This is a genomic window from Streptomyces xiaopingdaonensis, from assembly GCF_000262345.1.
Lineage (GTDB): Bacteria > Actinomycetota > Actinomycetes > Streptomycetales > Streptomycetaceae > Streptomyces > Streptomyces xiaopingdaonensis.
In genome coordinates, this window is the sequence record NZ_AJTQ01000177.1 from 1 (window position 1) to 23715 (window position 23715).

The window sequence follows — 23715 nt, forward strand, 5'->3', positions numbered from 1 at the left end:
AAGTTGACACCATTAACTTCCCCTGGAATCTTACATGTTGACGCTGTACACATCTCATTTCCCACGGGGGACACCACGTGTTAGGACGACTCGCGTCATTCATCCACCGGCACGCACGCGGAGTGCTGGTACTCGCCGCCGTCGCCGTCGTGGCGATGGGCGCTCTCGGCGCGGGGGCCTTCGGCAAGCTCCAGAGCGGAGGGTTCGAGGACCCGTCCTCGCCCTCCGACAGAGCGAGGGTGCTCATCGACGAGCGGTTCGGGGGCGAGCCCAACCTCGTCCTCCTCGTCGAGCCGCAGGAAGGCGGCCTCGACTCGGCCGCCGTCCGCCGGGCCGGCGAGAAGCTCACCGCCGGTCTCGAAGCCGAGCAGCACATATCCCACGTCGCCTCCTACTGGGGTCCGGGAGGCGGCGGGCTCGTCTCGCGGGACGGCGGGAAGGCGCTGATCCTCGCCCATGTCCAGGGCGGCTCGACCACCGTCGAGGACCGCACGGAGGCGGTCACCGGCCGCTGGAGCGGCGAAGCCGGCCCGCTCCGGGTGCAGTCGGGCGGCGGGGCCGCGCTCAACCGGGACGTCTCCGCGCAGGTGTCGAGCGACCTCGCGCTCGCCGAGACGATCGCCGTGCCCGTCACCCTCGTACTCCTCGTGCTGGCGTTCGGAAGCTTCCTCGCCGCGCTGCTGCCGCTCGCCATCGGACTCATCGCCGTCGTCGGCACCTTCGCCGAGCTGTACCTGCTCGGCAGCGTCACCGACGTCTCCGTCTTCGCCATCAACCTCACCACGGCACTCGGCCTCGGGCTCGGCATCGACTACGGGTTGCTGCTCGTCAGCCGCTTCCGCGAGCGGCTCGGCGAGGGCGGCGACGTCGCGGACGCGCTGCGGACCACGGTGCGCACCGCGGGCCGGACCATCGTCTTCTCCTCCGCCACCGTCGTCGCCGCGCTCTCCGCGCTGCTGCTCTTCCCGCAGTTCTTCCTGCGCTCCTTCGCCTACGCCGGCATCGGAGTCGTCGCCATCGCGGCGCTGTCGGCGCTGGTCGTCGTGCCCGCACTGCTCTCCGTGGTCGGGGAGCGGGTCCGCCCGGGGCGCGCTCGGCTGCCGTGGGCCGGCACCGTCAGCCGTCCCGACGCGCCGTTCTGGGGACGGCTCGCCGCGCTCGTCTTCCGGCGTCCCGCGATGACGGCGCTGCCCGTGCTCGGGGTGCTGCTCCTCGTCGCCTCGCCGTTGCTCGGGGCCGCGTTCGGGAGTCCGGACGAGCGGGTGCTGCCGCCCGGGGCCGAGAGCCGGCAGGTCTCGACGGCGATGGCGGACCACTTCCCCGGCACCGACGCGACCGGCATGCAGATCGTCGTCGAGAAGGCCGAGAGCGACGCCGCGCTCACCCGGTACGCCTCGCGCCTCTCCCGGCTCGACGGCGTCGCGCAGGTGCACGGACCGACCGGCACCTACCGCGACGGCACGCAGGTACGCGGCCCCGGCCCCGCCGAGGCCGCGCTCGCGGCGGGCGACGCGCGGCAGTTCACGGCGACGACCTCCGCGGAGACCGGGTCCGACGCCGCACGCCGCCTCGTCTCTCAGGTACGGGAGGTTCCGGCGCCGGGGCAGGAGGCGCTCGTCGGCGGGCGGGACGCCCAACTCGTCGACTCGCGGCAGTCGATCGGCGACCGGCTGCCCGCCGCGATCGGACTCGTCGTCGCCACCACCTTCGTGCTGCTCTTCCTCTTCACCGGCAGCGTGGTGCAGCCGCTCCGGGCCCTGGTGCTCAACGGGCTGAGTCTGACCGCGTCGATCGGCGCGATGGTCTGGGTCTTCCAGGAGGGCCACCTCTCCTCGCTGCTCGGGTTCACGCCCATGCCGATGGACACCTCGATGACGGTGCTGATGTTCTGCATCGTCTTCGGCCTCTCCATGGACTACGAGGTCTTCGTCACCAGCCGCATCAAGGAGTTCCACGAGGGCGGGGCCGACGGGCGCACGGCCGTCGTCGGGGGGCTGTCGCGGACCGGGCGGATCGTCACCATGGCCGCGGGGCTGCTCGCGGTGAGCTTCTTCGCCTTCGCCAGCGGGAGCGTCAGCTTCCTCCAGATGTTCGGGCTCGGCAGCGGGTTGGCGATCCTGATCGACGCCGTCGCCGTGCGCGGCGTCCTCGTCCCCGCCGCGATCCGGCTGTTGGGGCCCGCCGCCTGGTACGCACCGGCGCCGTTGAAACGGCTCCACCGGCGCATCGGCCTCTCCGAGGAGGCAGCCGTGACGCAGCCGGCGCCGGCACGGATCGAGGAGCGGCCCACGCACGCCGGCGTCTGACCACGCCCCGCGCACGGCGAGGCCCCCGCTCCCCAGCGGGGGCCTCGTCCGACGGTGCCTACTTGCCTGTGAACTTCTCGTACTCCTTGAGGACTTCCTCCGTCGGCCCGTCCTGGACGAGCTTGCCCTTCTCCAACCACAGCACCCGCTCGCAGGTGTCCCTGATGGACTTGTTGTTGTGGCTGACGAGGAAGACGGTGCCCGCCTCCTTCCGCAGTTCGCGGATGCGGGCCTCGGAGCGCTTCTGGAACTTCTTGTCGCCGGTCGCCAGCGCCTCGTCGATCATGAGGACGTCGTGCTGCTTCGCCGCGGCGATGGAGAACCGCAGGCGCGCCGCCATGCCGGAGGAGTAGGTGCGCATCGGGAGCGTGATGAAGTCGCCCTTGTCCTGGATGCCGGAGAAGTCGACGATGCCCTGGTAACGCGCCTGGATCTCCTCGCGGGACATACCCATCGCGAGACCGCCGAGTATCACGTTCCGCTCGCCCGTGAGGTCGCTCATCATCGCGGCGTTGACGCCGAGCAGCGAGGGCTGCCCGTCCGAGTAGACCTTGCCGCTCTCCGCGGGCAGCAGGCCCGCGATGGCCTTCAGCAGCGTCGACTTGCCCGAGCCGTTGGAGCCGATGAGGCCGATCGCCTGTCCGCGGTATGCGGTGAAGCTGACGCCCTTCACCGCGTGGATCTCGCGGACGCCGCCGCCCGGCTTGCGCCGGACGATCCGGTTGAGCGCGGCCGTCGCGCTGCCCTTGCCCTTGGAGCCGCCGTAGACCCGGTAGACGATGTCGAGATCCTCCGCGATGACGGTGGGGACCCAGGGCTCCGCCGGGCGTCCGGCGGTCTCGGCCGCCGGCTCGCCGCGCTCGGTCTCCTCAGCCACGGCCATAACGCTCCTCCGCCTTCCAGAAGAAAACAAATCCGCCGATGCCCACCAGCAGGCCCCAACCGAGCGCCAGCACCCAGACGTGCGGCGGCAGGTAGGCACCCGTGAAGTCGTCGATGAACGCATACCGCATCAGGTCCATGTAGACCGCGGCAGGGTTGCACTGCGCGACGCTGATCAGCCACTCGGGAGCCCCGGCGCGCACCCGGAGCATGTAGTCGAGCGGGAACATCACGCCCGACGCGTACATCCAGGTACGCATCACGAACGGCATGAGCTGCGCGAGGTCGGGCGTCTTGCTGCCCATCCTCGCCATGATCAGCGCCATCCCCGTGTTGAACAGGAGCTGACAGCCGAGCGCCGGCACCGCGATCAGCCACGACCACGTCGGGAACTGCCCGAAGCCCAGCAGGATGACGACGAGGACGATCATCGAGTAGAGCAACTGCTGGAGCTGCTGGAGGGAGATCGAGATCGGCAGCGCGGCCCGCGGGAAGTGCAGCGCCCGGACGAGTCCGAGGTTGCTGGAGATCGCCCGCACCCCGTTGAGCACGGAGGTCTGGGTGAAGGTGAAGACGAAGACGCCGGTGACCAGGAAGGGGATGTAGTTCTCCTGGCCGCCAGGGGTGCCCTTGCGGCCGCCCAGCAGGATGCCGAAGATGAAGAAGTACACCGCCGCGTTGAGCAGCGGGGTGGCCACCTGCCAGAGCTGGCCCAGCTTCGCCTGGCTGTACTGGGCCGTCAGCTTGGCGCGGGAGAAGGCCAGGATGAAGTGGCGCCTCGACCACAGCTGACGTACGTACTCGACCAGCGAGGGCCGCGCCCCGCTCACCGACAGGCCGTACTTGGCGGCGAGTTCGGCACTGGAGAGCCGGTCGTCGGGCGACGGCGGGGGCGTCACGTCCGCCGCACCCTGGTGGGATGTCTCGCTCACTTTGGAAACTCTCGTCCTCACACTGCGCAGTGTCATGGGCTCAAGACCGCTCGCACATGGATGGTCTCAGATCAGAGCTTGTCAGATCACCGGAGGGCGCCCCAGCCGGGTCAGCCGCCACACGGTGCGCCACCGCATCGGCCTGCGGGGCCCGCACGGCGTACGCCAACCTTCCCGGAAGCCGCCCCACCAAGCCTTCCACGCCGCGCCCGACGGCCGTCGCAGCAGGGTGAGCAGCAGCCAGACGCCGACGTACACAGGCACCAGCACGGCGGGAAGGTTGCGCCGCGCGAGCCACACCCGGTTCCTCGCGACCATGCGGTGGTAGACCGCGTGCCGGCTCGGGGGGGTCGTGGGGTGGTGCAGCACCATGTCGGGGCGGTAGGCGATGCCCCAACCGGCGTCGAGGGCGCGCCAGGCGAGGTCCGTCTCCTCGTGGGCGTAGAAGAACTCGCCGGGCAAATCGCCGACTTGGGCGAACACCTCGCTGCGCACCGCGTTGGCGCCCCCGAGGAAGGTGGTGACGCGCGAGGAGCGCAGCGGGTCCGAGGCGCGCAGCCGGGGGACATGGCGACGCTGGGTGCGGCCCGTCTCCGGGTCGGCGATGCGGAAGCTGATGATGCCGAGGTCCGCTTCGGCGGCGAACGTCTCGCGGACCCGCTCCGCCGTGTCCGTCTCGGGCAGGAATCCGTCGTCGTCGAGGAAGAGGACCGCGTCGACGGTGAACTCGCCGCCCTCGGGGCGGAACGCCTCGATGCCGACGTTCCGTCCCCCGGGGATGCCGAGGTTCTCGGGGAGCTCGACGGTGCGCAAGCCGCCCGGCAGCTCCGGCAGTTCGGGCAGCCGCACGCCGTTGCCGACGACCACCACCTCGACCGGGTCACCGGCCTGCGCGGCGACGGAGCCCAGCAGCGCGCGCAGCTCCTCCGGCCGGTTGCCCATCGTGAGGACGACGGCTCCCAGGCGCATCCCGGTACCTCCCGCGTTCACTTGAGCCTGCTGGAGGCGAGGATCGAGACGAGGTGGAGCAGCGTCTGCACCACCGCGATCGCCGCGAGCACCGCGATGCCGAGGCGGGTGAAGAAGAGCCCGCCCGCGACGGCGTCGACGACGGCGACGGCGAGGATCACCAGCGACGCCTCGACGCCGCCGACGAGCCGGTGGAACTTGAGCGCCGCCGCCGCCTTGCGCGCCAGAGCGAGCCCCGAGGAGCGCGGCACGGCCGCCTCGTCCTGCACCGCGGGCAGGCCGCTGCGCGTCCTGGCCACATCGACGAGGTCGGTCTCGGCCTTGATGAGGATCGCGCCGAGCGCCGCGAGCGTCCCGAGGAACGCCCAGAGCCAGTCGGTGGAGGCGCCCTGCTGGTGGAAGACGTCGGCACCGCGGATACCGAAGCCGACCAGCAGGGCGGCCTCGCTGAGGTAGTGGCCGACGCGGTCGAGGTAGACGCCCGTGATGGAGGTCTGCTTCCGCCAGCGGGCCACCTCCCCGTCGACGCAGTCCAGCAGCAGGTACAGCTGGATCAGCAGCGCGCCGAGGATCGCCCCGGTGAGCCCGGGCACCAGCAGCGCGGCGCCGGCGAGGACACCCGCGACGACCATGAGGTACGTGAGCTGGTTCGGCGTGATCCGGGAGTTGACCAGGTACGGATCGACCCGCAGCGAGAGCTCCCGCATGTACAGGCGTCCGGCCCAGTGCTCACCGCTCCTCCGGTCCTTGACCCCCTCGGGGTGCACGACCGGACGGAGTTCAGCTGGCGATGGTTTGCGCATAGTCGGCGTAGGCGTCCCTGATCTGGTCGGCTTGGAGGTCGAGGTGTTCGAGGATGGTGTAGCGCCCCGGCCGGGTCTGCGGTGCGTACTCGACGACCTTGACGAACTCGTCGGCGTCGAAGCCGATGTCGGTCGGCAGCACCGGGAGGTCGTGGCGCCGCAGCACCTCGGCCATGAGCCGCGAGGTCTCCCTGTCGCCCCGCAGGTACGTGGCGAAGGCCGCGCCGATCCCGCACTGCTCGCCGTGGCTCGCGGCGCGCTTGGGGTGGAGCAGGTCGAAGGCGTGGTTGATCTCGTGGCAGGCACCCGAGGCGGGGCGGCTGTCGCCGGAGACCGACATCGAGATGCCGGTCATCACGAGCCCCTCGGCGAGCACCTTGAGGAACGCGTCCTCCGGCACCCGGCCCGGGTGGCGCAGCACCGCCTCGCCGGACTGGCGCGCCATGGCGGCGGCGAGCCCGTCGAAGTCCTCGCCGCGCACGCGGTGGCCCAGCTCCCAGTCGGCGACGGCCGAGATGTTGGAGATGACGTCGCCGATCCCGGAGCGGACGTACCGCTCGGGGGCCTCGCGGATGACGTCGAGGTCGATGACGACCGCGATCGGGTTGGGCACCCCGTAGGAGCCGCGGCCCGCGTCGTTGTCGAGGGTGGCGACGGGCGAGCAGAGGCCGTCGTGGGAGAGGTTGGTCGCGACGGCGACGAGCGGCATGCCGAGCCGCGCCGCGGCGAACTTGGCGCAGTCGATGATCTTGCCGCCGCCGAGGCCGACGACCGCGTCGTAGCGCCCGGACTTCATGGCGTCCGCGAGCTTGATCGCGTCGTCGATCGTGCCGCCGCCGACCTCGTACCAGCTCGCCTGCGGCAGCGCGGGGCCGAACCGCTCGCGCAGCGCGGCACCCGAGCCGCCGCTGATGGCGAAGGCGAGCTGGCCGTTGGAGGAGATGCGCTGATCGGCCAGCAGGCCCGCCAGGTTGTCCAGCGCGCCGGAGCGGATGTCGACGACGACGGGGGACGGGATGAGGCGGGTCAGTACCGGCACGCGATCTCCCTTCCCTTGGCGAGGTCGTCGTGGTTGTCGATCTCGACCCACGCGACGTCGCCGATGGGAGCGGTGTCGATGCGGAAGCCGCGGTCGACGAGCTCCTGGTAGCCGTCCTCGTAGTAGAGCTGCGGGTCCTTCTCGAAGGTCGCCTTGAGCGCGTCGGCGAGTTCCTCGGCCGCCTCGGGCTCGATGAGGGTGAGGCCGATGTACTCGCCGACGGCCTCGTCCGGGTCCATCAGCTTGGTGATCCTGCGGACGCCGGAATCGCCCGCGACGACCTTCATCTCCTCCTCGTCGAGCTTCTTCTCGGCGTCGAGAGCGAGGACGATCTTCTTGCCCTCACCGCGTGCCGCGAGCAGGGTGCGCTCGACCGACGGCGGGTGGACGGTGTCCCCGTTGGCGAGGAGCACGCCCTCCTTGAAGACCTCGCGCGCGCACCACAGGGAGTAGGCGTTGTTCCACTCCTCGGCCTTGTCGTTGTCGATCAGGCGGAGCTTGACGCCGTACTTCGCCTCCAGCGCCTCCTTGCGCTCGTAGACCGCCTCCTTGCGGTACCCGACGACGACCGCGGCCTCGGTGAGGCCGACCTCGGCGAAGTTCGCCAGCGTCAGGTCGAGGACGGTCTTCGCCTCGGCGCCGCCCTCCTCGGAGCCTCCCTCGGGCCCGACGACGGGCACGAGGGCCTTGGGCAGGGTGTCGGTGTAGGGGCGCAGACGCCTGCCGGCGCCGGCGGCCAGCACGAGGCCGATCATGCGGGTTCTCCTGATTCGTCGTGTACAGCGGGTGCGTGTGAGGACACCCAGAAACGGATGCTCTCGATGAGCACCACGGCGGCGATGACCGCGGCGAGCGCGGTCAGCGCGACGGTGAAGCCCTGCCCCGCGCCGTGCAGCCACAGAGCGGCGGCGAGCGTGGCCGCCAGGGTGCGTCCTTCCTGACCCCCGATCGCCCGCACCAGCAGGTGCGGCGGCGCTCCGGTGCCACCGCGGATGCGGTACACCGTGTCGTAGTGATGGTAGGCGACAGCGGCCACGAGGCCGTAGGCCGCGGGAAGCGCCCCCGGCGACTCCGCGCGGGCGGCGAGCAGCAGCACGGTCCCGTACTCGGCGGCGCGGAGGGCCGGCGGGACGAGCCAGTCGAGCGGGCCCTTGAGCGGCGCCGCCACGGCCAGCCCCGCGAGGAGCGCGTAGCCCAGCGCGGCGAGCAGCGGCCACACGGTGCCGAGCGGCGCGAAGGCGGCGACGGCCGCGACGAGGGCACCGCCGGCGAAGGCGAGCGCCGGTGCCGCGGGCCCCGGGAGCCTGCGGTCGCCGAGGAGGCGGGAGGCGGCTTCGGCGAGGGGGCCGCTGTCGGCGAGGTCGGCGAGCGCGCGCGCCGCGCGGTCGGTGCGGTGCGCCCTGCGGGTGAGCGAGCGCAGCACGCGGCCCGCCGTGGTGTAGCACGCCGCCAGGGCGCAGCCGACGAGCAGCACGACGAACGTGATCCGGGGGGTGGTGAGCGCGGTCAACACCGCGATCAGGGCCCAGCGTTCGCCGATGGGGAGAACCACCATGCGGCGCAGCCAGATCGTCCAGCCGGCGTTGTCGAGCCTCTCGGAGAGCGCCGCCGTCGGGCTGGTGTTGGCCTGCGCGTCGTGGTTGGCCTCGGTGAAGGAGAAGTCGACGACGTGCCGGACCGTCTGGAGCACCATCGCTCCGAGCGCCAGCGCCCATACGTCGTCGGCGGGGTCGCTGCGTGCCGCGCCGAGTGCGAGGCCGGCGTAGAAGGCGTACTCCTTGGCCCGGTCGAAGGTGGCGTCGAGCCAGGCTCCGAGAGTGGAGTACTTCAGTGCGTAGCGGGCGAGTTGGCCGTCGGTGGCGTCGAGTACGAAGGAGCCGAGGAGCAGCAGCCCCGCGGCGACGAAGCCGAGGCGGCTGCCGGTGGCTGCGCAGCCGGCCGCGATCAGCGCCGTGACGAGGGAGGCGGTCGTGACCTGGTTCGGCGTCAGGCCGCGGCGTGCGCTCCAGCGGGCGAGGTAGCGCGAGTACGGGCTGACGCAGAAGGTGGTGAAGAACCCGTCGCGGGCCTTCACGGCGGAGCGCAGGCGGACGTCCTCGCCGTCGACGGCGTCCACCGACCGCTGTGCGGCCGCGCGTTGGTCGTCGTCGTGCGCCACCTCGGCGACGAGGACGCCGAGTTCGGGACGGTGCACCCCGACTCCCACCTCCTGCAGGGCCGCAGCCGCCTCGTCGGGGAGCGGCTCCGCCGGCTGTCCGCCGCCCGGCGCGCGCACGGGCGCGGAGGCGAGCGCGCGGTCGAGCGCGGCGCGTGCCTCCGGCCGGACGGTGAGCGCGCCGGGGACCGAGCCCGCGGGGAAGCGCGGGTCGGTGAGGGCGAGGCGCAGGCTGTGGAGGTGACCGACGAACGCCGGGTCGACGAGGGCGACCCGGCGCCCGGCCGGCACCTCGTCGAGGAGCATCGGCACGTCGACGGCGCTGCCCGCGGCGCGCACGTCGAACCCGAGCGCGCGCAGGTCGCTTTCGAGCGACGAGCCGGCGACCGGCGGGCCGGTGAGGATGGCGGTCGACAGACGAACTCACTCCTTGGCAACGGGCGTCCACGCGCCTTCGGAGCCCCCGGGGGAGACTGAGGCAGCGGACAGGGCAGGCCGTCGCCCGTTCGGGGGGCGGGCCGCACGTCGGCAGAGAGTATCCGATCGACGGGAGGTGCCTTCACCGCACGTTCATCCGCACCACGGTGCACCGGCCACCCGGCGGACACCCTGCACAGTTGTGCGGGGACAGCATGGGGGATCAGTGCTGCGGCCCACAACCGGCGCCCTTCGCCGGTCCCCGCAGCCGCCCGGCGCGCGCTCCGCGGCCCGGTTAGGGTTCCGGCATGACGTGGTTGATCACCGGTGGGGCCGGCTACATCGGCGCCCATGTGGCCCGGGCCCTGCGCTCCGCGGGCGAACGCACCGCCGTTCTCGACGACTTCTCCAGCGGCTTCGCCGAGCGCCTGCCCGACGACGTCCCCGTGGTCCGCGGCAGCGTCTCGGATCGCGCGCTGCTCGACCGGGTCTTCGCGGAGCACGGCGTGAGCGGAGTGATCCATCTCGCAGCGCGGAAGCAGGTCGGGGAGTCGGTGGAGCAGCCCCTCCTCTATTACCGCGAGAACGTCCACGGCCTCACGGTGCTGTTGGAGGCGGTCGTGGCCGCCGGCGTCGGCCGGTTCGTCCTCTCCTCGTCCGCGGCCGTGTACGGCATGCCCGAGGCGGACCTGGTCACCGAGGAGGCTCCGTGCCTCCCGATCAATCCCTACGGCGAGACGAAGCTCGCCGGCGAGTGGCTGGTGCGCGACGCGGGCCGTGCGCACGGTATCTCCACAGCCTGCCTGCGGTACTTCAACGTCGCGGGGGCCGCCGAGCCCGGCCTCGGCGACGTCGGCAAGTCCAACGTGATCCCGATGTTCTTCGAGGCGCTCACGCTCGGCGAGGCCCCGCGGATCTTCGGCGGCGACTACCCGACCGAGGACGGCACCTGCGTCCGCGACTACATCCACGTCGCCGACCTCGCCGACGCGCACCTCGCCGCGGCGCGCACGCTCGCGCCGGACGGCGGCGGGGACCTCACGCTCAACATCGGCACGGGCAGCGGCGTCTCGGTACGCCAACTCGCCGACCTCGTCGCCGAGGTGACCGGTATCGCCGAGCCCGCCGCCGAGGTCGTCGAGCGGCGCCCGGGGGACCCGGCGCGGGTGGTGGCGCTCGCCGAGCGGGCGCGGACGAGACTGGGGTGGGAACCGCGGCACGGGGTGCACGCGATGGTGGAGTCGGCGTGGCGGGGGTGGCAGTTGCGCCATCCGGAAATGCGCTGACGTCGGCAGAAAGCGAAGGCAGCGTGTCGCGCTCGGACACCGAGCGGACATCCTCGTTCACGAGGCGCGTTCGCGCCCGGCAGTACGGCAGACTGGGGCGCGCTGTACAGCAGGCCCCGGCAGAAGGATGAAGATGGCGAACGACTCAGCGGCACCGATCATGCTCGAACTGGTCGACGAGGACGGCGCGACGGTCGGCACCGCGGAGAAGCTCTCGGCCCACCAGCCCCCGGGACGCCTCCACCGGGCCTTCTCCGTCTTCCTCTTCGACACGGAGGGGCGGCTGCTGCTCCAGCGCCGTGCCCTCTCGAAGTACCACTCGCCCGGGGTGTGGTCGAACACCTGCTGCGGCCATCCCTACCCGCAGGAGCAGCCGTTCCTCGCGGCGACGCGTCGCGTCACCGAGGAGCTGGGTGTCGCGCCCTCGCTGCTCTGCGAAGCGGGCACGGTCCGCTACAACCACCCCGACCCGTCCTCCGGCCTCGTCGAGCAGGAGTTCAACCACCTCTTCACAGGGCTGGTCACCGCTCCCCCGGCGCCGGACCCCGAGGAGATCTGCGAGACCGCCTTCGTCACGCCGCAGGAACTGGAGAAGCTCCACGCGGACGGGCCGTTCTCCACCTGGTTCATGACGGTGCTCGACGCGGCCCGGCCCGTCATCCAGGAAGTGACGGGGGACGCTGCCGGCTGGTGAGCTCCGCGTCCCGCGCCTCGCGGGCGCGGGCTCATCGCCTCGGGACGGGCAGCGCCGCCCAGACGACCTTGCCGCCGTCGGTCGTGGGCTCGACGTCGCAGACGCCGCCGGCCTCCGTCGTCACGGCCCTGACGAGGAACAGGCCGCGCCCGCTGGTGTGTTCCATGTCCGGGTCGGCGGCGAGCGCCTTGGGGCGGTAGGGGTGGCGGTCCTCGACGCCGATGCGCAGCCATCCGCCGTGCAGCGCGATCTCGACACCGACCCGGGGCGAGAGCAGGGCGGCGTGCCGGACCGCGTTGGTGACGAGTTCGGAGACGATCAGCAGCACGCTCTGCAGCAGCTCGTCGTCGAAGCGCCGGCCGGGACCGGCCTGACGCACCAGCAGGTCCTCGACCTTGTGGCGCAGCTCGGGCACGGCGGAGTCCTGCGAGGCGGCGGTGAAGCGCCAGACACCCTCGGGCACCCGCGGCGGGACGGCGCCTTTCGCGGGTGCCTCCGCCAGTGCCGGCCCCGCGGGGGCGAGTTGGCCCTCGCCCACCGCCGTGAGGGCCTGCGCGACGGCTGCCTTGCCGGGCGGATGTCCACCGCGGCTCTCCATCTGAGCACCCCGCTCTCGTCCGTGTTCCGTCGTTGAGTGTTCTTGCAGATGCACTTGCATATGAGTGTTGGCACTTGCCGGGGCGTCTCCGACCTCCTGACCGCAAGTCGGCACTTATCGATGGCATTTGACAACAGACTTTCGCAGCGCTCAGTTTCGCGACCGTCGTTGGCGTGCTGGGACCGCATTTTCACCGTTCCTCCGCACGTACAACCGTTCTCCCGACGGCCCTGAACCGGTGGTGCCGCCGCGCCGGGACACCAAGCCCCCGCGCGCTCGGCGGCGGACCGCGCCCGCTACCCTTCCCGCATGGAGACGGCGAGCACAGCCGGTCCGCACGAGGCCGGCGGGCCGCCCGCCGACGGCCAGGCGGACGCGGCGGTCCACACGACGGTCCGCGACGGCGTCGCCACCCTCACCCTCCACCACCCGGCGAAGCGCAACGCCATGACGCCGGCGATGTGGCGCGCACTCCCGCCGCTGCTCGCCGAGTTGGCGCGCGACACCGCGGTACGCACGCTGGTCCTCACCGGCGCAGGGAGCACCTTCTGCGCCGGCGCCGACATCGCCGCACTGCGCCACGCCCCCGAGGAGCAGCAGGAGTCGGCGGCCGCGGCCGAAGAGGCGCTCGCCGGGTTCCCCGCGCCGACGGTCGCCGCCGTACGGGGGCACTGCGTCGGCGGTGGCTGCCAGCTCGCGGCCGCATGCGACCTGCGCTTCGCCGACGAGGACGCGCTCTTCGGCGTCACCCCTGCGAAGCTCGGCCTCGTCTACCCGGCGGGCTCGACCGGGCGCCTCGTACGGCTGCTCGGCCCGGCTCGCGCCAAGTACCTCCTCTTCTCCGGCGAATTGATCGGCGCGCGGCAGGCCCTCGCCTACGGGCTCGTCGACGAGGTCCACGCGCCCGGCGCACTCGACGCGCGCATCGCCGAGTTCGCCGCGGTGCTGGCGCGGCGCTCGCGGCTGACCCAGGAGGCCGCGAAGGAGGCCGCGTCCGACACCGGCCCGCGCCGGGAAACGTACTGGCAGGAGCAGCAGCGCACCCGCGGCGAGGCGGCCGAGGGCGTCGCGGCGTTCCTCGAACGGCGGGAGCCGCGGTTCCGCTGGACCCGCTGACGCCGCCTCCCTCGCACGTGCCGGCGGCCGCGGCCCGTCCGCGTCCACTTCCGGTCGGCCCTTCAGCTACCGATTACCTATGGGTAGCGTGAACCCATGACACCACTCCCCGAGCGCGCCGGACGCCGGTGCCACAACGCGCTCAACCCGCTGCACAGCACCCTGTACTTCGGTTCGCACCTCGGCGGCCACCTCGCGCCCTACGGCATCGACGACGCCACCGCCTGCTATCTCGCCGCGCGAGCAGCCCCGTTGGGTGCCGTGGGAGCCGGCGCGGTCACCGCCACCTTCTACAACTTCAACCACACCCTCATAGCCCGCTTCGTGCCCGAGGTCTGGGAGTACGCCTCGCCGGACACCGTCCTCGCCGCGAGGCTGCGCGCCGTCGACGCGACGCTCCGTGACCTGCTGGGCGCCGAGACGCTCGCCTCCCCCGAGGTCGCCGAGGCCGCGGAGCTGGCGCTGCGCGCAGCCGAAGGGTGCAGCCGGCCCGGCCGTCCGCTCTACGCCGGCAACGCCGAACTCCCCGTCCCCGAACCGGCACACCTCGCGCTCTGGCACGCCGCGACGCTGCTGCGCGAGCACCGCGGGGACGTCCACATCGCGATGCTCCAGCAGGTCGGGCTCGACCCGCTGGAGGCACTGGTGACGCACACGGCGACGGGCAGGGGCATGGCGCCCAAGTGGGTGCTCGGCACCCGGGGGTACAGCGAGAAGGACTGGGAGTCGGCGCGCAGCCGCCTGATGGAGCGGGAACTCCTCGACGAGCAGGGCGAGCTGACGGCCGACGGCGCCGCGCTCCGCACCGAGCTGGAGGAGGAGACGGACCGTCTCGACGCCCGTCCCTACGAACACCTGGGCGCCGAACGCGTCGCCAGGCTCACCGAGTTGGGGCGCGGCCTGAGCGCGGCCGTCACCGAAGCGGGCGCCTTCCCGCAGGGCCTCTTCGGCAAGGGCTGACGGCACACGCGGCCGGGTGCGGGGCCCCCGTTCGGTGTGCCCTGCCGGGTCGGACCGCCACCGCGCGGCGCAGCCTGCCACAATGCGGCGTACCGGGGGACCACAGCACCGAGAAGGCGGAACAGACCATCGTGACGACGACCATCGAAGGCAGGATCGCCGAGGAGCTCGGCGTACGCGAGCGGCAGGTTGCGGCCGCGGTCGAGCTGCTGGACGGCGGGTCGACAGTGCCGTTCATCGCCCGCTACCGCAAGGAGGCGACGGAGTCACTCGACGACGCGCAGTTGCGCGCCCTCGAGGAACGCCTGCGCTACCTGCGGGAGTTGGAGGAGCGCCGGGAGACGATCCTGACCTCCGTGCGGTCCCAGGGGAAGCTCACCGAGGAGCTGGAGGCGCAGATCCGCGCCGCCGAGTCCAAGGCGCGGCTGGAGGACATCTACCTCCCCTACAAGCCGAAGCGCCGCACCAAGGCGCAGATCGCCCGCGAGGCCGGCCTCGAACCGCTCGCCGAGGGGCTCCTCTCCGACCCCTCGGTCGAGCCGCTGGAGGCGGCGTCCGCCTACGTCGACGCCGACGCGGGGGTCGCCGACGCGTCCGCGGCGCTGGAGGGCGCCCGTGCGATCCTCGCCGAGCGGTTCGCCGAGGACGCCGACCTGCTCGGTGAGCTCCGCGAGCGGATGTGGGAGCGCGGCCGGCTCGTCGCCGCGGTGCGCGAGGGCAAGGAGGAGCAGGGCGCGAAGTTCTCCGACTACTTCGACTACGCCGAGTCCTTCACCGAACTCCCCTCGCACCGGGTGCTGGCGATGCTGCGGGGCGAGAAGGAGGACGTCCTGGAGCTCACGCTGCGGCCCGAGACCCCCGACGACGAGGACGGCCCGGGGCCCAACGCCTACGAGCGCGCCGTGGCGCACCGGTTCGGCGTCGAGGACCGCGGACGGCCCGCCGACGCCTGGCTCGCCGAGACCGTCCGCTGGTCCTGGCGCACCCGCATCCTCGTCCACCTCGGCATCGACCTGCGGCTGCGGCTGCGTACCACCGCCGAGGACGAGGCCGTACGGGTCTTCGCCGCCAACCTGCGCGATCTGCTCCTCGCCGCCCCCGCCGGAGCGCGCGCCACCCTCGGCCTCGACCCCGGGCTGCGTACCGGCGTGAAGGTCGCCGTCGTCGACGCCACGGGCAAGGTGGCGGCGACGGAGACGATCTACCCGCACGCGCCGCAGAAGAAGTGGGACGAGGCGCTGGCGAAGCTCTCCGCCCTCGCCGAGCAGCACGGCGTCGAGCTCGTCGCGATCGGCAACGGCACCGCCTCCCGTGAGACGGACCGCCTCGCGGGTGAACTGGTGTCGCTGCGGCCGGAGTTGAACCTGACGAAGGTGACGGTCTCGGAGGCGGGCGCCTCGGTCTACTCGGCGTCGGCCTACGCCTCCCAGGAGCTGCCCGAACTCGACGTCGCGCACCGCGGCGCCGTCTCCATCGCCCGGCGGCTCCAGGACCCGCTCGCCGAGCTGGTGAAGATCGACCCCAAGTCGATCGGCGTCGGGCAGTACCAGCACGACCTCGCCGAGAGCAAGCTCTCGCGCTCGCTCGACGCCGTCGTGGAGGACTGCGTCAACGGCGTTGGCGTCGACGCCAACACCGCCTCGGCGCCGCTGCTTTCGCGCGTCTCGGGGATCGGCGCGACGCTCGCCGAGAACATCGTGGCGCACCGGGACACCAACGGCCCGTTCAAGAGCCGCACGGAGCTCAAGGACGTCGCGCGGCTCGGGCCCAAGGCGTTCGAGCAGTGCGCCGGGTTCCTCCGCATCCGGGACGGCGAGGACCCGCTCGACTCCTCTTCCGTGCACCCCGAGGCGTACCCGCTGGTCCGCACCATCGTGCGCACCGCCGGGACGGACGTGCCGGAGCTGATCGGCAACACCTCGGCGCTGCGTGCCCTGGACCCGCGGGAGTTCGTCTCCCAGGAGAGCGGCTTCGGGCTCCCCACTGTCACCGACATCCTGCGCGAGCTGGAGAAGCCGGGCCGCGACCCGCGGCCGGACTTCCGCACCGCGCGGTTCAAAGAAGGCGTGGAGAAGATCTCCGATCTTCAGGCGGGGATGGTGCTGGAGGGCGTCGTGACCAACGTCGCCGCCTTCGGTGCGTTCGTCGACGTCGGTGTGCACCAGGACGGCCTCGTCCACGTCTCGGCGATGTCGCAGGAGTTCGTCAACGACCCGCGGGACGTGGCGAAGCCGGGCGACATCGTGCACGTGCGCGTCGTCGAGGTGGACGAGCCGCGGAAGCGGATCTCCCTCACCATGCGCCTCGACGAGGAGCCGGCACGCGGCGAGCGGCGGGCCCCGCGCCAGCGCGGCTCGGGCCAGGGTGCCGCTTCCGGGCAGGGCGGCGGCCAGGGGCGCAAGCGCGACAAGGGCGACAAGGGCGGCAAGGGCGCGGCGAAGGGCGCCAACCGCGGTGGCCGCGGCGGCGGTTCCGGGACGGCGCCGCAGAACAACGAGATGGCCGAGGCGCTCAAGCGGGCCGGGCTCGCCTGAGCCGGACGGGCGGGCGGCCTCGCGGGCCGTGCGTCGGCTGCTCGCCCGTCAGAGCCGGACCATGACCTCTTCGAGCGGCTTGCGGGTGAGGTCGGGCACGCGTACGCCCGGTGCCGGGTAGCCGACCGGGATCACGTAGGCGCCCCGCTCCTCGGGCGGGCGGTCGCACACCTCGTTGAGGAAGCGCATCGGGCTCGGCGTGTGCGTGAGCGTCGCGAGGCCGGCCTGGTGGAGCGAGGCGAGGAGCAGCCCGACGGCGATGCCGACCGACTCCTTGACGTAGTAAGGGCGCGGTGTGCGGGGACCCTTGTGCACCTCGAAGACGACGATCACGGCGGGCGCCTGCTCCAGGAACGGCTTCTCCGCGTCCGTGCCGAGCGGGGCGAGCGCTGTCAGCCACTCCTCGGAGGCGCGGCGCCCGTAGAACTCCCGCTCCTCCGCCTCGGCGGCCTCCCGCAGCCGGCGCCTGCGTTCGGGGTCGGTGAGGACGACGAAGCGCCACGGCTGGACGTGGGCGCCGCTGGGCGCGGTCGCCGCCGTGCGCACCGCCCACTCCACCACGCCCTCAGGGAGCGGACGGGTGTCGAACTCCCGGACGGTCCGGCGGCGGGCCATCGTCTCGTGGAACGCCGTGGCGCGCGCCACGGCCTCGCCGGACGGGACCGGCCGCGGGCGCAGCGGGACGGTCGGGAGGGGGCCCGGTGTCTCGGTTGCGGTCATGCGGGCAGCACACCACAGGCGCGTCGTAGGGAGAAGAGGGCCCGACCCCCTTGCTGCGGGCGTCAGTCGGGCAGCTCGGCCACGCGGACCGCGGCGCCCGCGCGCGCCACGGCGTAGCCCCGGCGCCGGGCGCCCGGCGGCAGCACGAGGCGGCTCTCGCCGGGCGGGAGCACGGTGGGCGTGCACAGGCGGTGGGTCCGCAGCCTGCGCAGCCGGTCCCTGCGGTGCACCTCGACGCCGACGGGTGCCGCCCGTGTCAGCAGGACGCGCACCTCGCCGGAGAGGGCACGCAGCCCCAACCCGCCGTTCTGCAACGCGGATTGGACCTGCGCGAGCGCCACGGGAGGCAGCCCGGTGTCGACGACGGCCACCCGTGCGGACGCGCCGGCGTCCTCCAACGCCCGCTCGACGCAGCGGAGTCGGCCGCGTGCGCACTCGGGCAGCGCAACGGCACGGTAGCTCCGCAGCTCGCGGCGTGCGACGGTGCCGAGGTCGCGGGCCAGCTCCGCGCCGGACCCGGCCCGGCGCAGCGCCCGTGCGAGCCCGTACATCACGGCGGGGCGCTCGGCCACCAACAGGACGCGTACGCAGGGGGCGCGCCCTGCTGGTGCGCCCTCCGACGAGGGTTCGCCGCGGGCGGAGAAAGCGGCGGCCCCGCCGAGTGGCAGCGTGCGTCCGCCCGACTCCCTTGCGGGCGGGGTGTGTTGACCGGGGCTCGGGGGCCGGAGGGGAAACGTCACGTATCCGCCGTACGCGTACTCGCCGTACATGTGCCGGAGTATCCCCGCCGGGCGGGCCGGTTCCGCGCCTCGTGGCCTTCCGAGCGGCTACCGTCACCTGCATGAGTGACGTCGTGGTGGTGGGGGGCGGGGTCGTCGGGTTGACGTCCGCCGTCGTCCTCGCGGAGCAGGGTCGTGAAGTGACGGTGTGGAGCGCGGAGTTCGAGGGGGAGACCACGTCCGCTGTCGCCGGCGGGCTTGTCTGGCCGTACCGGATCGCGCCGGAGGAGGAGGCGCTGGAGTGGGCCGTCGAGTCCTTCCCGCTCTTCGCCGCGCTCGCCGAGGAGCCGCGGGCCACCGGGGTGCGGCTGGTGCGGGGGACGATGGTGGGCGGCGTCCCGCCGCGCTGGGCGGAGTTGACCGGCACTCCCCCGCGCACTCCGCTCGTGGACATGAGCGTGTACCTGCCCTATCTCCGGCGACGGCTGGTGGCGGCCGGCGGCGCCGTCGAACGGCGGGAACTCGCGACGCTCGGTGAGGCGGCCGGTGCGGCGCCGGCCGTCGTCAACTGCACGGGGATGGGCGCGCGCCGGCTCGTCCCCGACCCGCAAGTGCGCCCCGTACGCGGGCAGTTGGTCGTCGTGGAGAACCCGGGCGTCGAGGAGTGGTACGCGGACGCCGGAGGCGAAGCCGAGGAGACGACGTACCTGCTGCCGCACCCCTCGGGCCTGCTGCTCGGCGGAACCGCGCAGGACGGTGCGTGGTCGAGGGAGCCGGAGAGCACGACGGCCGAGTGGATCATCCGCCGCTGCGCCGCCGTCCGCCCCGAGGTCGCCGAGGCGCGGGTGCTGGGGCACCGCGTCGGGCTGCGGCCGTTCCGCCCCCGGGTGCGTCTCGACGCCGAGACGATGGCGGACGGAAGGACCCGGTGCGTGCACAACTACGGGCACGGGGGCGCGGGAGTCACCGTCGCCTGGGGGTGTGCGCGCCGGGTCGCACGGCTCGTGGACGCCGCCTGACCGTCCCCGTGGGACCCCCGCATCGGCGCGGAGGTGACGGGGGATCACATGCATATGGCAATCGGATGAAGGGCCACGGCGCGGGCCGTCCGACGGCCGGGCAGTGCATAGCCTCCCGACCGGGACACCGGTCAGGCATCCGAAGCCGGACCGACCCGCTGCGATGTTGGAGGACACGTGCGTCACGGACTCACCGCCGTTCCGACCGCGCTCACGGCCGCACTGCTGCTCGCGGTGCCCGCCTCGGCCGCCGCACCGTCACCGGGCGCCCCGGGCGCCGGCGACGCGTACTACCCGGACTACGGCAACGGGGGCTACGACGTCTCCCACTACGACCTGCGCCTGCGGTACCAGCCGAAGACCGACCGCCTGCGGGGGACCGCGACCCTGCTCGCCACCGCCACCCAGGACCTCTCCCGGTTCAACCTCGACTTCGCACTCGACGTCGAGGAGGTCCGCGTCAACGGCAGAGCCGCACGCTTCGCCGCGACGGGCGACCACGAGCTGGAGGTGACCCCGGCCCGCCCCGTCGCCGAGGGCGAGCGACTCACCGTCGTCGTGCGGTACGCGGGCGTCCCGTCGAAGGTGAAGGTGGACGGCGTCACCGCCTGGCACCGCACGAAGGACGGCGGCATCGCCGCGAACGAGCCCGAGGCCGCCTGGTGGTGGTACCCCAGCAACGACCACCCCACGGACAAGGCGACGTACGACATCAACGTCTTCGTCCCCGACGGCACCCAGGCGATCAGCAACGGCCGGTTCCTCGGCGAGCGTTCGTCCGGCGGCTGGACGAGGTCCACCTGGCGCGCCACCGCACCGCAGGCGACGTACCTGACGACGCTCGCCGTGGGCAGGTTCGACGTCGTCGAGGACGAGGCACGCCGCGGCCTGCCCGTCCTCAACGCGTACAGCAAGGACCTCGGCGAGCTGGACAAGGCGGCGCGTGCGAGCGTGGAGCGGACCGCGGAGGTGACGGCCTGGCTGGAGAAGTACCTCGGCCGCTACCCCTTCGACGCGGTCGGCGGCTACGTTCCGAACACCGAGACCGGCTTCGCGCTGGAGACGCAGACCCGGCCGTTCTACAGCCCGGCACAGTTCGCCTCGGGGGCCAACGTCTCGGTGATCGTGCACGAGTTGGCGCACCAGTGGTACGGCGACAGCGTCTCGGTCAGCCGGTGGCAGGACATCTGGCTCAACGAGGGGTTCGCCGCGTACGCCGAGTGGCTCTGGTCCGAGGACGAGGGCGAGGGGACGGCACGCGAACTCGCCGCCTACGCCTACGACTCGCACGAGGCCGACGACGAGTTCTGGAAGGTCGAGCCGGGAGACCCGGGACCGGAGAACCAGTTCCACGACGCCGTCTACGACCGCGGCGCCATGGCGGTGCAGGCGCTCCGTCAGGAGATCGGCGACAACGCCTTCTTCGCCGTCCTCAAGGGATGGCCGCAGGAGCGAGGCGGCGGCGACGCCACGGTGCAGGACTTCCGCCGCTACGCGGAGCGCGTCTCCGGAAAGGACCTGCGCGGCCTCTTCCGCACCTGGCTCCACACCCCGTCGAAGCCGAAGGACGCGCCCTTCGCCCAGCAGAAGCGCACGGCGCAGCAACCGAAGTCCTGGCAGCGGATGCACACGGCCGAGCGGCACGGCCACTGAGGGACGCCGGGCCCGCCGGCTCAGTCAACGGGACGCAGCCGCGTGCGGGCGGCCGCGCGGGCCCGGCGCGCGTACGGCAGGTACCGCAGCCGCTCGGGGAGGAGCGGTACGACGAGCGCGACGGCCCTCCCGAGCCGGCGCAGCCGGCGCTCGTCCCGCGCGCTCCACTCGAGCCCGAGCGCGCGGCGGGCCTCCGGCGGGAGCAGCCCGACCGTGAGGAAGCGGCGCAGGCGCGCGAACCCCCGGACCGCCAGCGGCCAGCAGGCGCGCGCCACCGCGCGGACGAGCCGGGGGCCGCGGTCCGGCGGAGGCACCGTGCGGTCCAGGGCGGTGAGTTCGCGGGCGACGGGCGTCGGTTTGATCACCTCGTCGAGGGTTCTGAGGTAGACGGGCCAGAACTCCTCGACGGTCTGCGGCATGTCCTGCTCGCGCAGGCCCAGCACGCGCCCCACGTCGAGCCACTCCGCGTAGAGCCGCCGCTCCTCCTGCGCCGTGTAGGGGCGGCGGCCGAGGTACCGCATCCCGTGGCGGTAGACGGGGAACCCGGTGGTGTGGACCCAGGAGTAGTTGGCCGGGTCGAGGGCGCGGTAGGGGCGGCCGTGCACGTCGGTGCCGTTGATGTGGGCGTGCATCCGGCGCAGGCGGCGGCCCTCGGCGGCGGCCTCCTCGCCGCCGTAGACCCAGGTGAGCAGCGAGCGCAGGGAGCGTTCGCCGCGGCCCCACGGGTCGGTGCGGAAGACCGACCACTCGTCGACACCCGCGCCCACGGCCGGGTGCGCGACCTGGAGCGCGAGGGCCGAAGGCAGCATCAGCAGTGCCCTCGCCTCTCCGGCGATCTCCCAGAGCGGGCCGCCGGGCTGCGGCGGGCGGGGTGCTGCCTCTTCCATGCCTCCATGGTGCCTGCCCTGCGGTCGGCGCGCCCGTTCGAAGACCGTTGTCCGCACGTGGGGTTGCACGTTCCGCTTCTCCGCGCCGAGCCGGGTGCGTACGCTGCCTCCTCCGGCCCCGTCCGTCCGTCGCGGGGAGATCCGGGCGGGTGCTGTCCGCGGTGTCGGAGGGAGAAGAACCGTCGAGTAACTTACGGTCGGGCGCTCGACCCGAACATGGCCCGCTGATCGCTAACTCACCTATATTGGGGCCACGTTGATCGGACCATGACCGGGAACTCGCGCGGCTCGGCTGACCCCTGACCGCCTCCGTCCCCAAGGACCCCCCACAGATGACCACAGAGATACCGCCGCCCCCTACGCTGGCCGCCCCTGTGCCCGTCGACCGTCAGGGTGCGGGCATCGCGCCGCGCACGGCGCTCGTGCTGCTGGTCGCCGTCGTCGTCGCCGCCGGCGGCTGCCTCCTCGCTCTGGCGCTGACGCCGAGTTCCGCGCACGCCGCCGTGGTCTGGACGGGCGTCCTCGTCGGCGTCGTCTTCTGCGGTGCCGCGACGCTCCTCGCGCACGCGCGCTTCACCGGCGAGAGCCTGCGCCGGATGCTCTCCGCCGCGCGTGCGGACAACCTCGCGCTGCAGTCGGAGATCGCCGCGCGGCAGGCCGCCGACCGGACCCTCGCCGACCGCGTCGTGCCCCTCGTCGTCGAGAAGCTGCGCAACGGCAGCTCCGCCGAGACCGCCCTCGCCGCCGCGCCCCCGACGGAGAACGAGGCGCACCGCAAGATACTCGAAGCCCTCGCCACCGAGGTGCACAGAGGTGAGGCACGCCGCGCCTCCGCCATCGCCGCAGCGGCCAACGCGGCGGGGCGGATGCAGGCACTCGCCACGGGGATGGCCGCCGACCTGCGGGAGATGGAGCACCGCCACACCGAAGAAGAGGTCCTCGGCGACCTCCTCCACCTCGACCACCGCACCGCGCAGGCCGGCCGGCTCGCCGACTGCATCGCGGTGCTCACCGGCGCGCGCTCCGGCAGGCGTTGGGCGAAGCCGATCGTCATGGAGAGCATCCTGCGCGGCGCCATGGGGCGGATCGGCGGCTACCAGCGCGTGCGCCTCCATTCGAGCAGCGGCGTCGCCATCGCCGGGCACGCGGCCGAGGGCGTCATGCACGTACTCGCCGAACTCATGGACAACGCGGCGAACTTCTCGCCGCCGACCTCCGAAGTCCACGTGTACGTCGAGGAGGTGGCCGCCGGGGCCGTCGTGACGATCGAGGACGGCGGGCTCGTCATGGGCGAGGTGGCGCTGCGCCGTGCCGAACAGGCCGTCCAGGGCGGTGCCGAGGACCTCGCCGGCATCTCGGGGACGCGGCTCGGGCTGCCCGTCGTCGGGCGGCTCGCGCGCAAGCACGGGCTGTCGGTCGCCTTCCGGCCCTCCGCGCACGGCGGGACCGGCGTCCTCGTCCGCATCCCGCGCGGACTGCTCACCGACCCGCCCGCGGAGGCCGCGGCCTCGTCCGACGGTGGAACGCTCGGCCGCGGCACGACGCCGGCCTCGGCGACCGCCTCCGGACGCGACGCCGACCGCGCGGCCGCGCCCTCAACGCAATCGCACGAGCGCACTCCGGACGAGGTCGGCCCGAGCGGTCTGCCGAAGCGCCGCCGCGGCCGGACACTCGCCGACGCCCAGGCCCCGCAGCGCCCGGAGACGCGGGAGGAAGCCGACTCGCTCGCACGTACGGCCGAGGAGTCGGGATCGAGGCTCGGCGCGTTCCGCCGGGCCGTCCAACGCACCGGGGCGGAGCGGCCCGACGGCGGGCGGGCCGACGAGGTGCCCGCGCCGACATCGGGCCCGCTCCCCGAGGAACAACCGCTCGTCAGGGGACGTGCGAGCGGGACCGCGAGGTCAGACGCTCCGGAGGAAGACCCCTCCGCCACCGCACCGATCCACGCCTCTCCCCGTCCGGAGGAAGACACCAGATGACCACCGACAGCACACTCGCCTGGCTGATGAAGAGCCTGCTGAAGCGC

20 protein-coding genes are annotated in these 23715 nt (G+C 72.9%); 9 read left to right on the top strand and 11 right to left on the bottom strand.

Annotated features, from left to right (window positions below):
• Positions 1-77 precede the first annotated feature (77 nt).
• A complete protein-coding gene (locus UWG_RS0114385; protein ID WP_029391452.1) occupies positions 78-2306 on the top strand; it encodes an MMPL family transporter in 2229 nt (742 codons plus the stop codon).
• Positions 2307-2364: 58 nt separating this feature from the next.
• Here UWG_RS0114385 and UWG_RS0114390 read toward each other — a convergent pair whose 3' ends face one another.
• The 7 genes from UWG_RS0114390 to UWG_RS0114420 form a co-directional block, all read right to left on the bottom strand.
• Positions 2365-3189, bottom strand: coding sequence for an ABC transporter ATP-binding protein (locus tag UWG_RS0114390; protein ID WP_016907919.1), 825 nt, complete (start codon positions 3187-3189; stop codon positions 2365-2367).
• A complete protein-coding gene (locus UWG_RS0114395; protein WP_016907920.1) occupies positions 3176-4120 on the bottom strand; it encodes an ABC transporter permease in 945 nt (314 codons plus the stop codon). The genes UWG_RS0114390 and UWG_RS0114395 overlap by 14 nt, the downstream gene beginning before the upstream one ends.
• An 81-nt stretch (positions 4121-4201) precedes the next feature.
• Positions 4202-5089, bottom strand: coding sequence for a glycosyltransferase family 2 protein (locus UWG_RS0114400; protein ID WP_016907921.1), 888 nt, complete (start codon positions 5087-5089; stop codon positions 4202-4204).
• A 17-nt stretch (positions 5090-5106) separates the two neighbouring features.
• The gene (locus tag UWG_RS0114405; protein WP_193386451.1) at positions 5107-5892 is read right to left on the bottom strand and encodes a CDP-alcohol phosphatidyltransferase family protein; all 786 of its coding nucleotides are present in this window, start codon (positions 5890-5892) and stop codon (positions 5107-5109) included.
• Positions 5870-6931 (bottom strand): iron-containing alcohol dehydrogenase family protein, encoded by a 1062-nt coding sequence (locus tag UWG_RS0114410; protein WP_016907923.1) that lies wholly within the window; start codon positions 6929-6931, stop codon positions 5870-5872. Before UWG_RS0114410 ends, UWG_RS0114405 begins: the two co-directional genes overlap by 23 nt.
• Positions 6919-7686, bottom strand: a complete 768-nt coding sequence (locus UWG_RS0114415) for a phosphocholine cytidylyltransferase family protein (RefSeq protein ID WP_016907924.1) — start codon at positions 7684-7686, stop codon at positions 6919-6921. Before UWG_RS0114415 ends, UWG_RS0114410 begins: the two co-directional genes overlap by 13 nt.
• The gene (locus UWG_RS0114420) at positions 7683-9503 is read right to left on the bottom strand and encodes a DUF5941 domain-containing protein (RefSeq protein WP_193386452.1); all 1821 of its coding nucleotides are present in this window, start codon (positions 9501-9503) and stop codon (positions 7683-7685) included. The genes UWG_RS0114415 and UWG_RS0114420 overlap by 4 nt, the downstream gene beginning before the upstream one ends.
• A gap of 308 nt (positions 9504-9811) precedes the next feature.
• Between UWG_RS0114420 and galE the strand changes: the two genes are divergently transcribed.
• Positions 9812-10789 (top strand): UDP-glucose 4-epimerase GalE, encoded by a 978-nt coding sequence (gene galE, locus UWG_RS0114425; protein WP_016907926.1) that lies wholly within the window; start codon positions 9812-9814, stop codon positions 10787-10789.
• A gap of 133 nt (positions 10790-10922) precedes the next feature.
• The gene (idi, locus tag UWG_RS0114430) at positions 10923-11483 is read left to right on the top strand and encodes an isopentenyl-diphosphate Delta-isomerase (RefSeq protein ID WP_016907927.1); all 561 of its coding nucleotides are present in this window, start codon (positions 10923-10925) and stop codon (positions 11481-11483) included.
• A 31-nt stretch (positions 11484-11514) separates the two neighbouring features.
• Here idi and UWG_RS0114435 read toward each other — a convergent pair whose 3' ends face one another.
• Entirely contained in the window at positions 11515-12081 is a 567-nt protein-coding gene (locus UWG_RS0114435) for an ATP-binding protein (protein WP_016907928.1), read from the bottom strand.
• 309 nt (positions 12082-12390) lie between these two features.
• On the opposite strand from UWG_RS0114435, the gene UWG_RS0114440 reads away from it, so the two are divergent.
• From UWG_RS0114440 to UWG_RS0114450, 3 genes are all read left to right on the top strand, one after another.
• Positions 12391-13197, top strand: coding sequence for an enoyl-CoA hydratase/isomerase family protein (locus tag UWG_RS0114440; protein ID WP_016907929.1), 807 nt, complete (start codon positions 12391-12393; stop codon positions 13195-13197).
• A 96-nt stretch (positions 13198-13293) separates the two neighbouring features.
• The gene (locus tag UWG_RS0114445; RefSeq protein ID WP_016907930.1) at positions 13294-14157 is read left to right on the top strand and encodes an SCO6745 family protein; all 864 of its coding nucleotides are present in this window, start codon (positions 13294-13296) and stop codon (positions 14155-14157) included.
• Positions 14158-14288: 131 nt separating this feature from the next.
• Positions 14289-16691, top strand: a complete 2403-nt coding sequence (locus tag UWG_RS0114450; RefSeq protein WP_016907931.1) for a Tex family protein — start codon at positions 14289-14291, stop codon at positions 16689-16691.
• 48 nt (positions 16692-16739) lie between these two features.
• Here the strand turns inward: UWG_RS0114450 and UWG_RS0114455 are convergent, their stop codons facing one another.
• On the bottom strand, positions 16740-17411 hold the full coding sequence (locus UWG_RS0114455; protein ID WP_016907932.1) for a nitroreductase family protein: 672 nt from the start codon (positions 17409-17411) through the stop codon (positions 16740-16742).
• Positions 17412-17473: 62 nt separating this feature from the next.
• Positions 17474-18181, bottom strand: coding sequence for a hypothetical protein (locus UWG_RS0114460; RefSeq protein WP_016907933.1), 708 nt, complete (start codon positions 18179-18181; stop codon positions 17474-17476).
• Positions 18182-18252: 71 nt separating this feature from the next.
• Between UWG_RS0114460 and UWG_RS0114465 the strand changes: the two genes are divergently transcribed.
• Positions 18253-19149, top strand: a complete 897-nt coding sequence (locus UWG_RS0114465; protein WP_029391453.1) for an FAD-dependent oxidoreductase — start codon at positions 18253-18255, stop codon at positions 19147-19149.
• A gap of 177 nt (positions 19150-19326) precedes the next feature.
• Positions 19327-20802: a M1 family metallopeptidase gene (locus UWG_RS0114470; RefSeq protein WP_016907935.1), complete on the top strand. Its 1476-nt coding sequence runs from the start codon at positions 19327-19329 to the stop codon at positions 20800-20802.
• A gap of 20 nt (positions 20803-20822) precedes the next feature.
• Here UWG_RS0114470 and UWG_RS0114475 read toward each other — a convergent pair whose 3' ends face one another.
• Entirely contained in the window at positions 20823-21689 is an 867-nt protein-coding gene (locus UWG_RS0114475; RefSeq protein ID WP_016907936.1) for an oxygenase MpaB family protein, read from the bottom strand.
• A 332-nt stretch (positions 21690-22021) separates the two neighbouring features.
• Here UWG_RS0114475 and UWG_RS0114480 point away from each other — a divergent pair, with 332 nt between their 5' ends.
• Positions 22022-23668, top strand: coding sequence for a sensor histidine kinase (locus UWG_RS0114480; RefSeq protein ID WP_029391454.1), 1647 nt, complete (start codon positions 22022-22024; stop codon positions 23666-23668).
• The last annotated feature ends 47 nt before the right edge of the window (positions 23669-23715 follow it).

What these genes read in the sequence shown, in the direction of transcription:
- UWG_RS0114390 (WP_016907919.1), bottom strand. Translation starts at nt 3,189, where the DNA reads ATGGCCGTGGCTGAGGAGACCGAGCGCGGCGAGCCGGCGGCCGAGACC.
- UWG_RS0114400 (WP_016907921.1), bottom strand. Translation starts at nt 5,089, where the DNA reads ATGCGCCTGGGAGCCGTCGTCCTCACGATGGGCAACCGGCCGGAGGAG.
- UWG_RS0114405 (WP_193386451.1), bottom strand. Translation starts at nt 5,892, where the DNA reads ATGCGCAAACCATCGCCAGCTGAACTCCGTCCGGTCGTGCACCCCGAG.
- UWG_RS0114415 (WP_016907924.1), bottom strand. Translation starts at nt 7,686, where the DNA reads ATGATCGGCCTCGTGCTGGCCGCCGGCGCCGGCAGGCGTCTGCGCCCC.
- galE (WP_016907926.1), top strand. Translation starts at nt 9,812, where the DNA reads ATGACGTGGTTGATCACCGGTGGGGCCGGCTACATCGGCGCCCATGTG.
- idi (WP_016907927.1), top strand. Translation starts at nt 10,923, where the DNA reads ATGGCGAACGACTCAGCGGCACCGATCATGCTCGAACTGGTCGACGAG.
- UWG_RS0114435 (WP_016907928.1), bottom strand. Translation starts at nt 12,081, where the DNA reads ATGGAGAGCCGCGGTGGACATCCGCCCGGCAAGGCAGCCGTCGCGCAG.
- UWG_RS0114440 (WP_016907929.1), top strand. Translation starts at nt 12,391, where the DNA reads ATGGAGACGGCGAGCACAGCCGGTCCGCACGAGGCCGGCGGGCCGCCC.
- UWG_RS0114445 (WP_016907930.1), top strand. Translation starts at nt 13,294, where the DNA reads ATGACACCACTCCCCGAGCGCGCCGGACGCCGGTGCCACAACGCGCTC.
- UWG_RS0114455 (WP_016907932.1), bottom strand. Translation starts at nt 17,411, where the DNA reads ATGACCGCAACCGAGACACCGGGCCCCCTCCCGACCGTCCCGCTGCGC.
- UWG_RS0114460 (WP_016907933.1), bottom strand. Translation starts at nt 18,181, where the DNA reads ATGTACGGCGAGTACGCGTACGGCGGATACGTGACGTTTCCCCTCCGG.
- UWG_RS0114465 (WP_029391453.1), top strand. Translation starts at nt 18,253, where the DNA reads ATGAGTGACGTCGTGGTGGTGGGGGGCGGGGTCGTCGGGTTGACGTCC.
- UWG_RS0114475 (WP_016907936.1), bottom strand. Translation starts at nt 21,689, where the DNA reads ATGGAAGAGGCAGCACCCCGCCCGCCGCAGCCCGGCGGCCCGCTCTGG.
- UWG_RS0114480 (WP_029391454.1), top strand. Translation starts at nt 22,022, where the DNA reads ATGACCACAGAGATACCGCCGCCCCCTACGCTGGCCGCCCCTGTGCCC.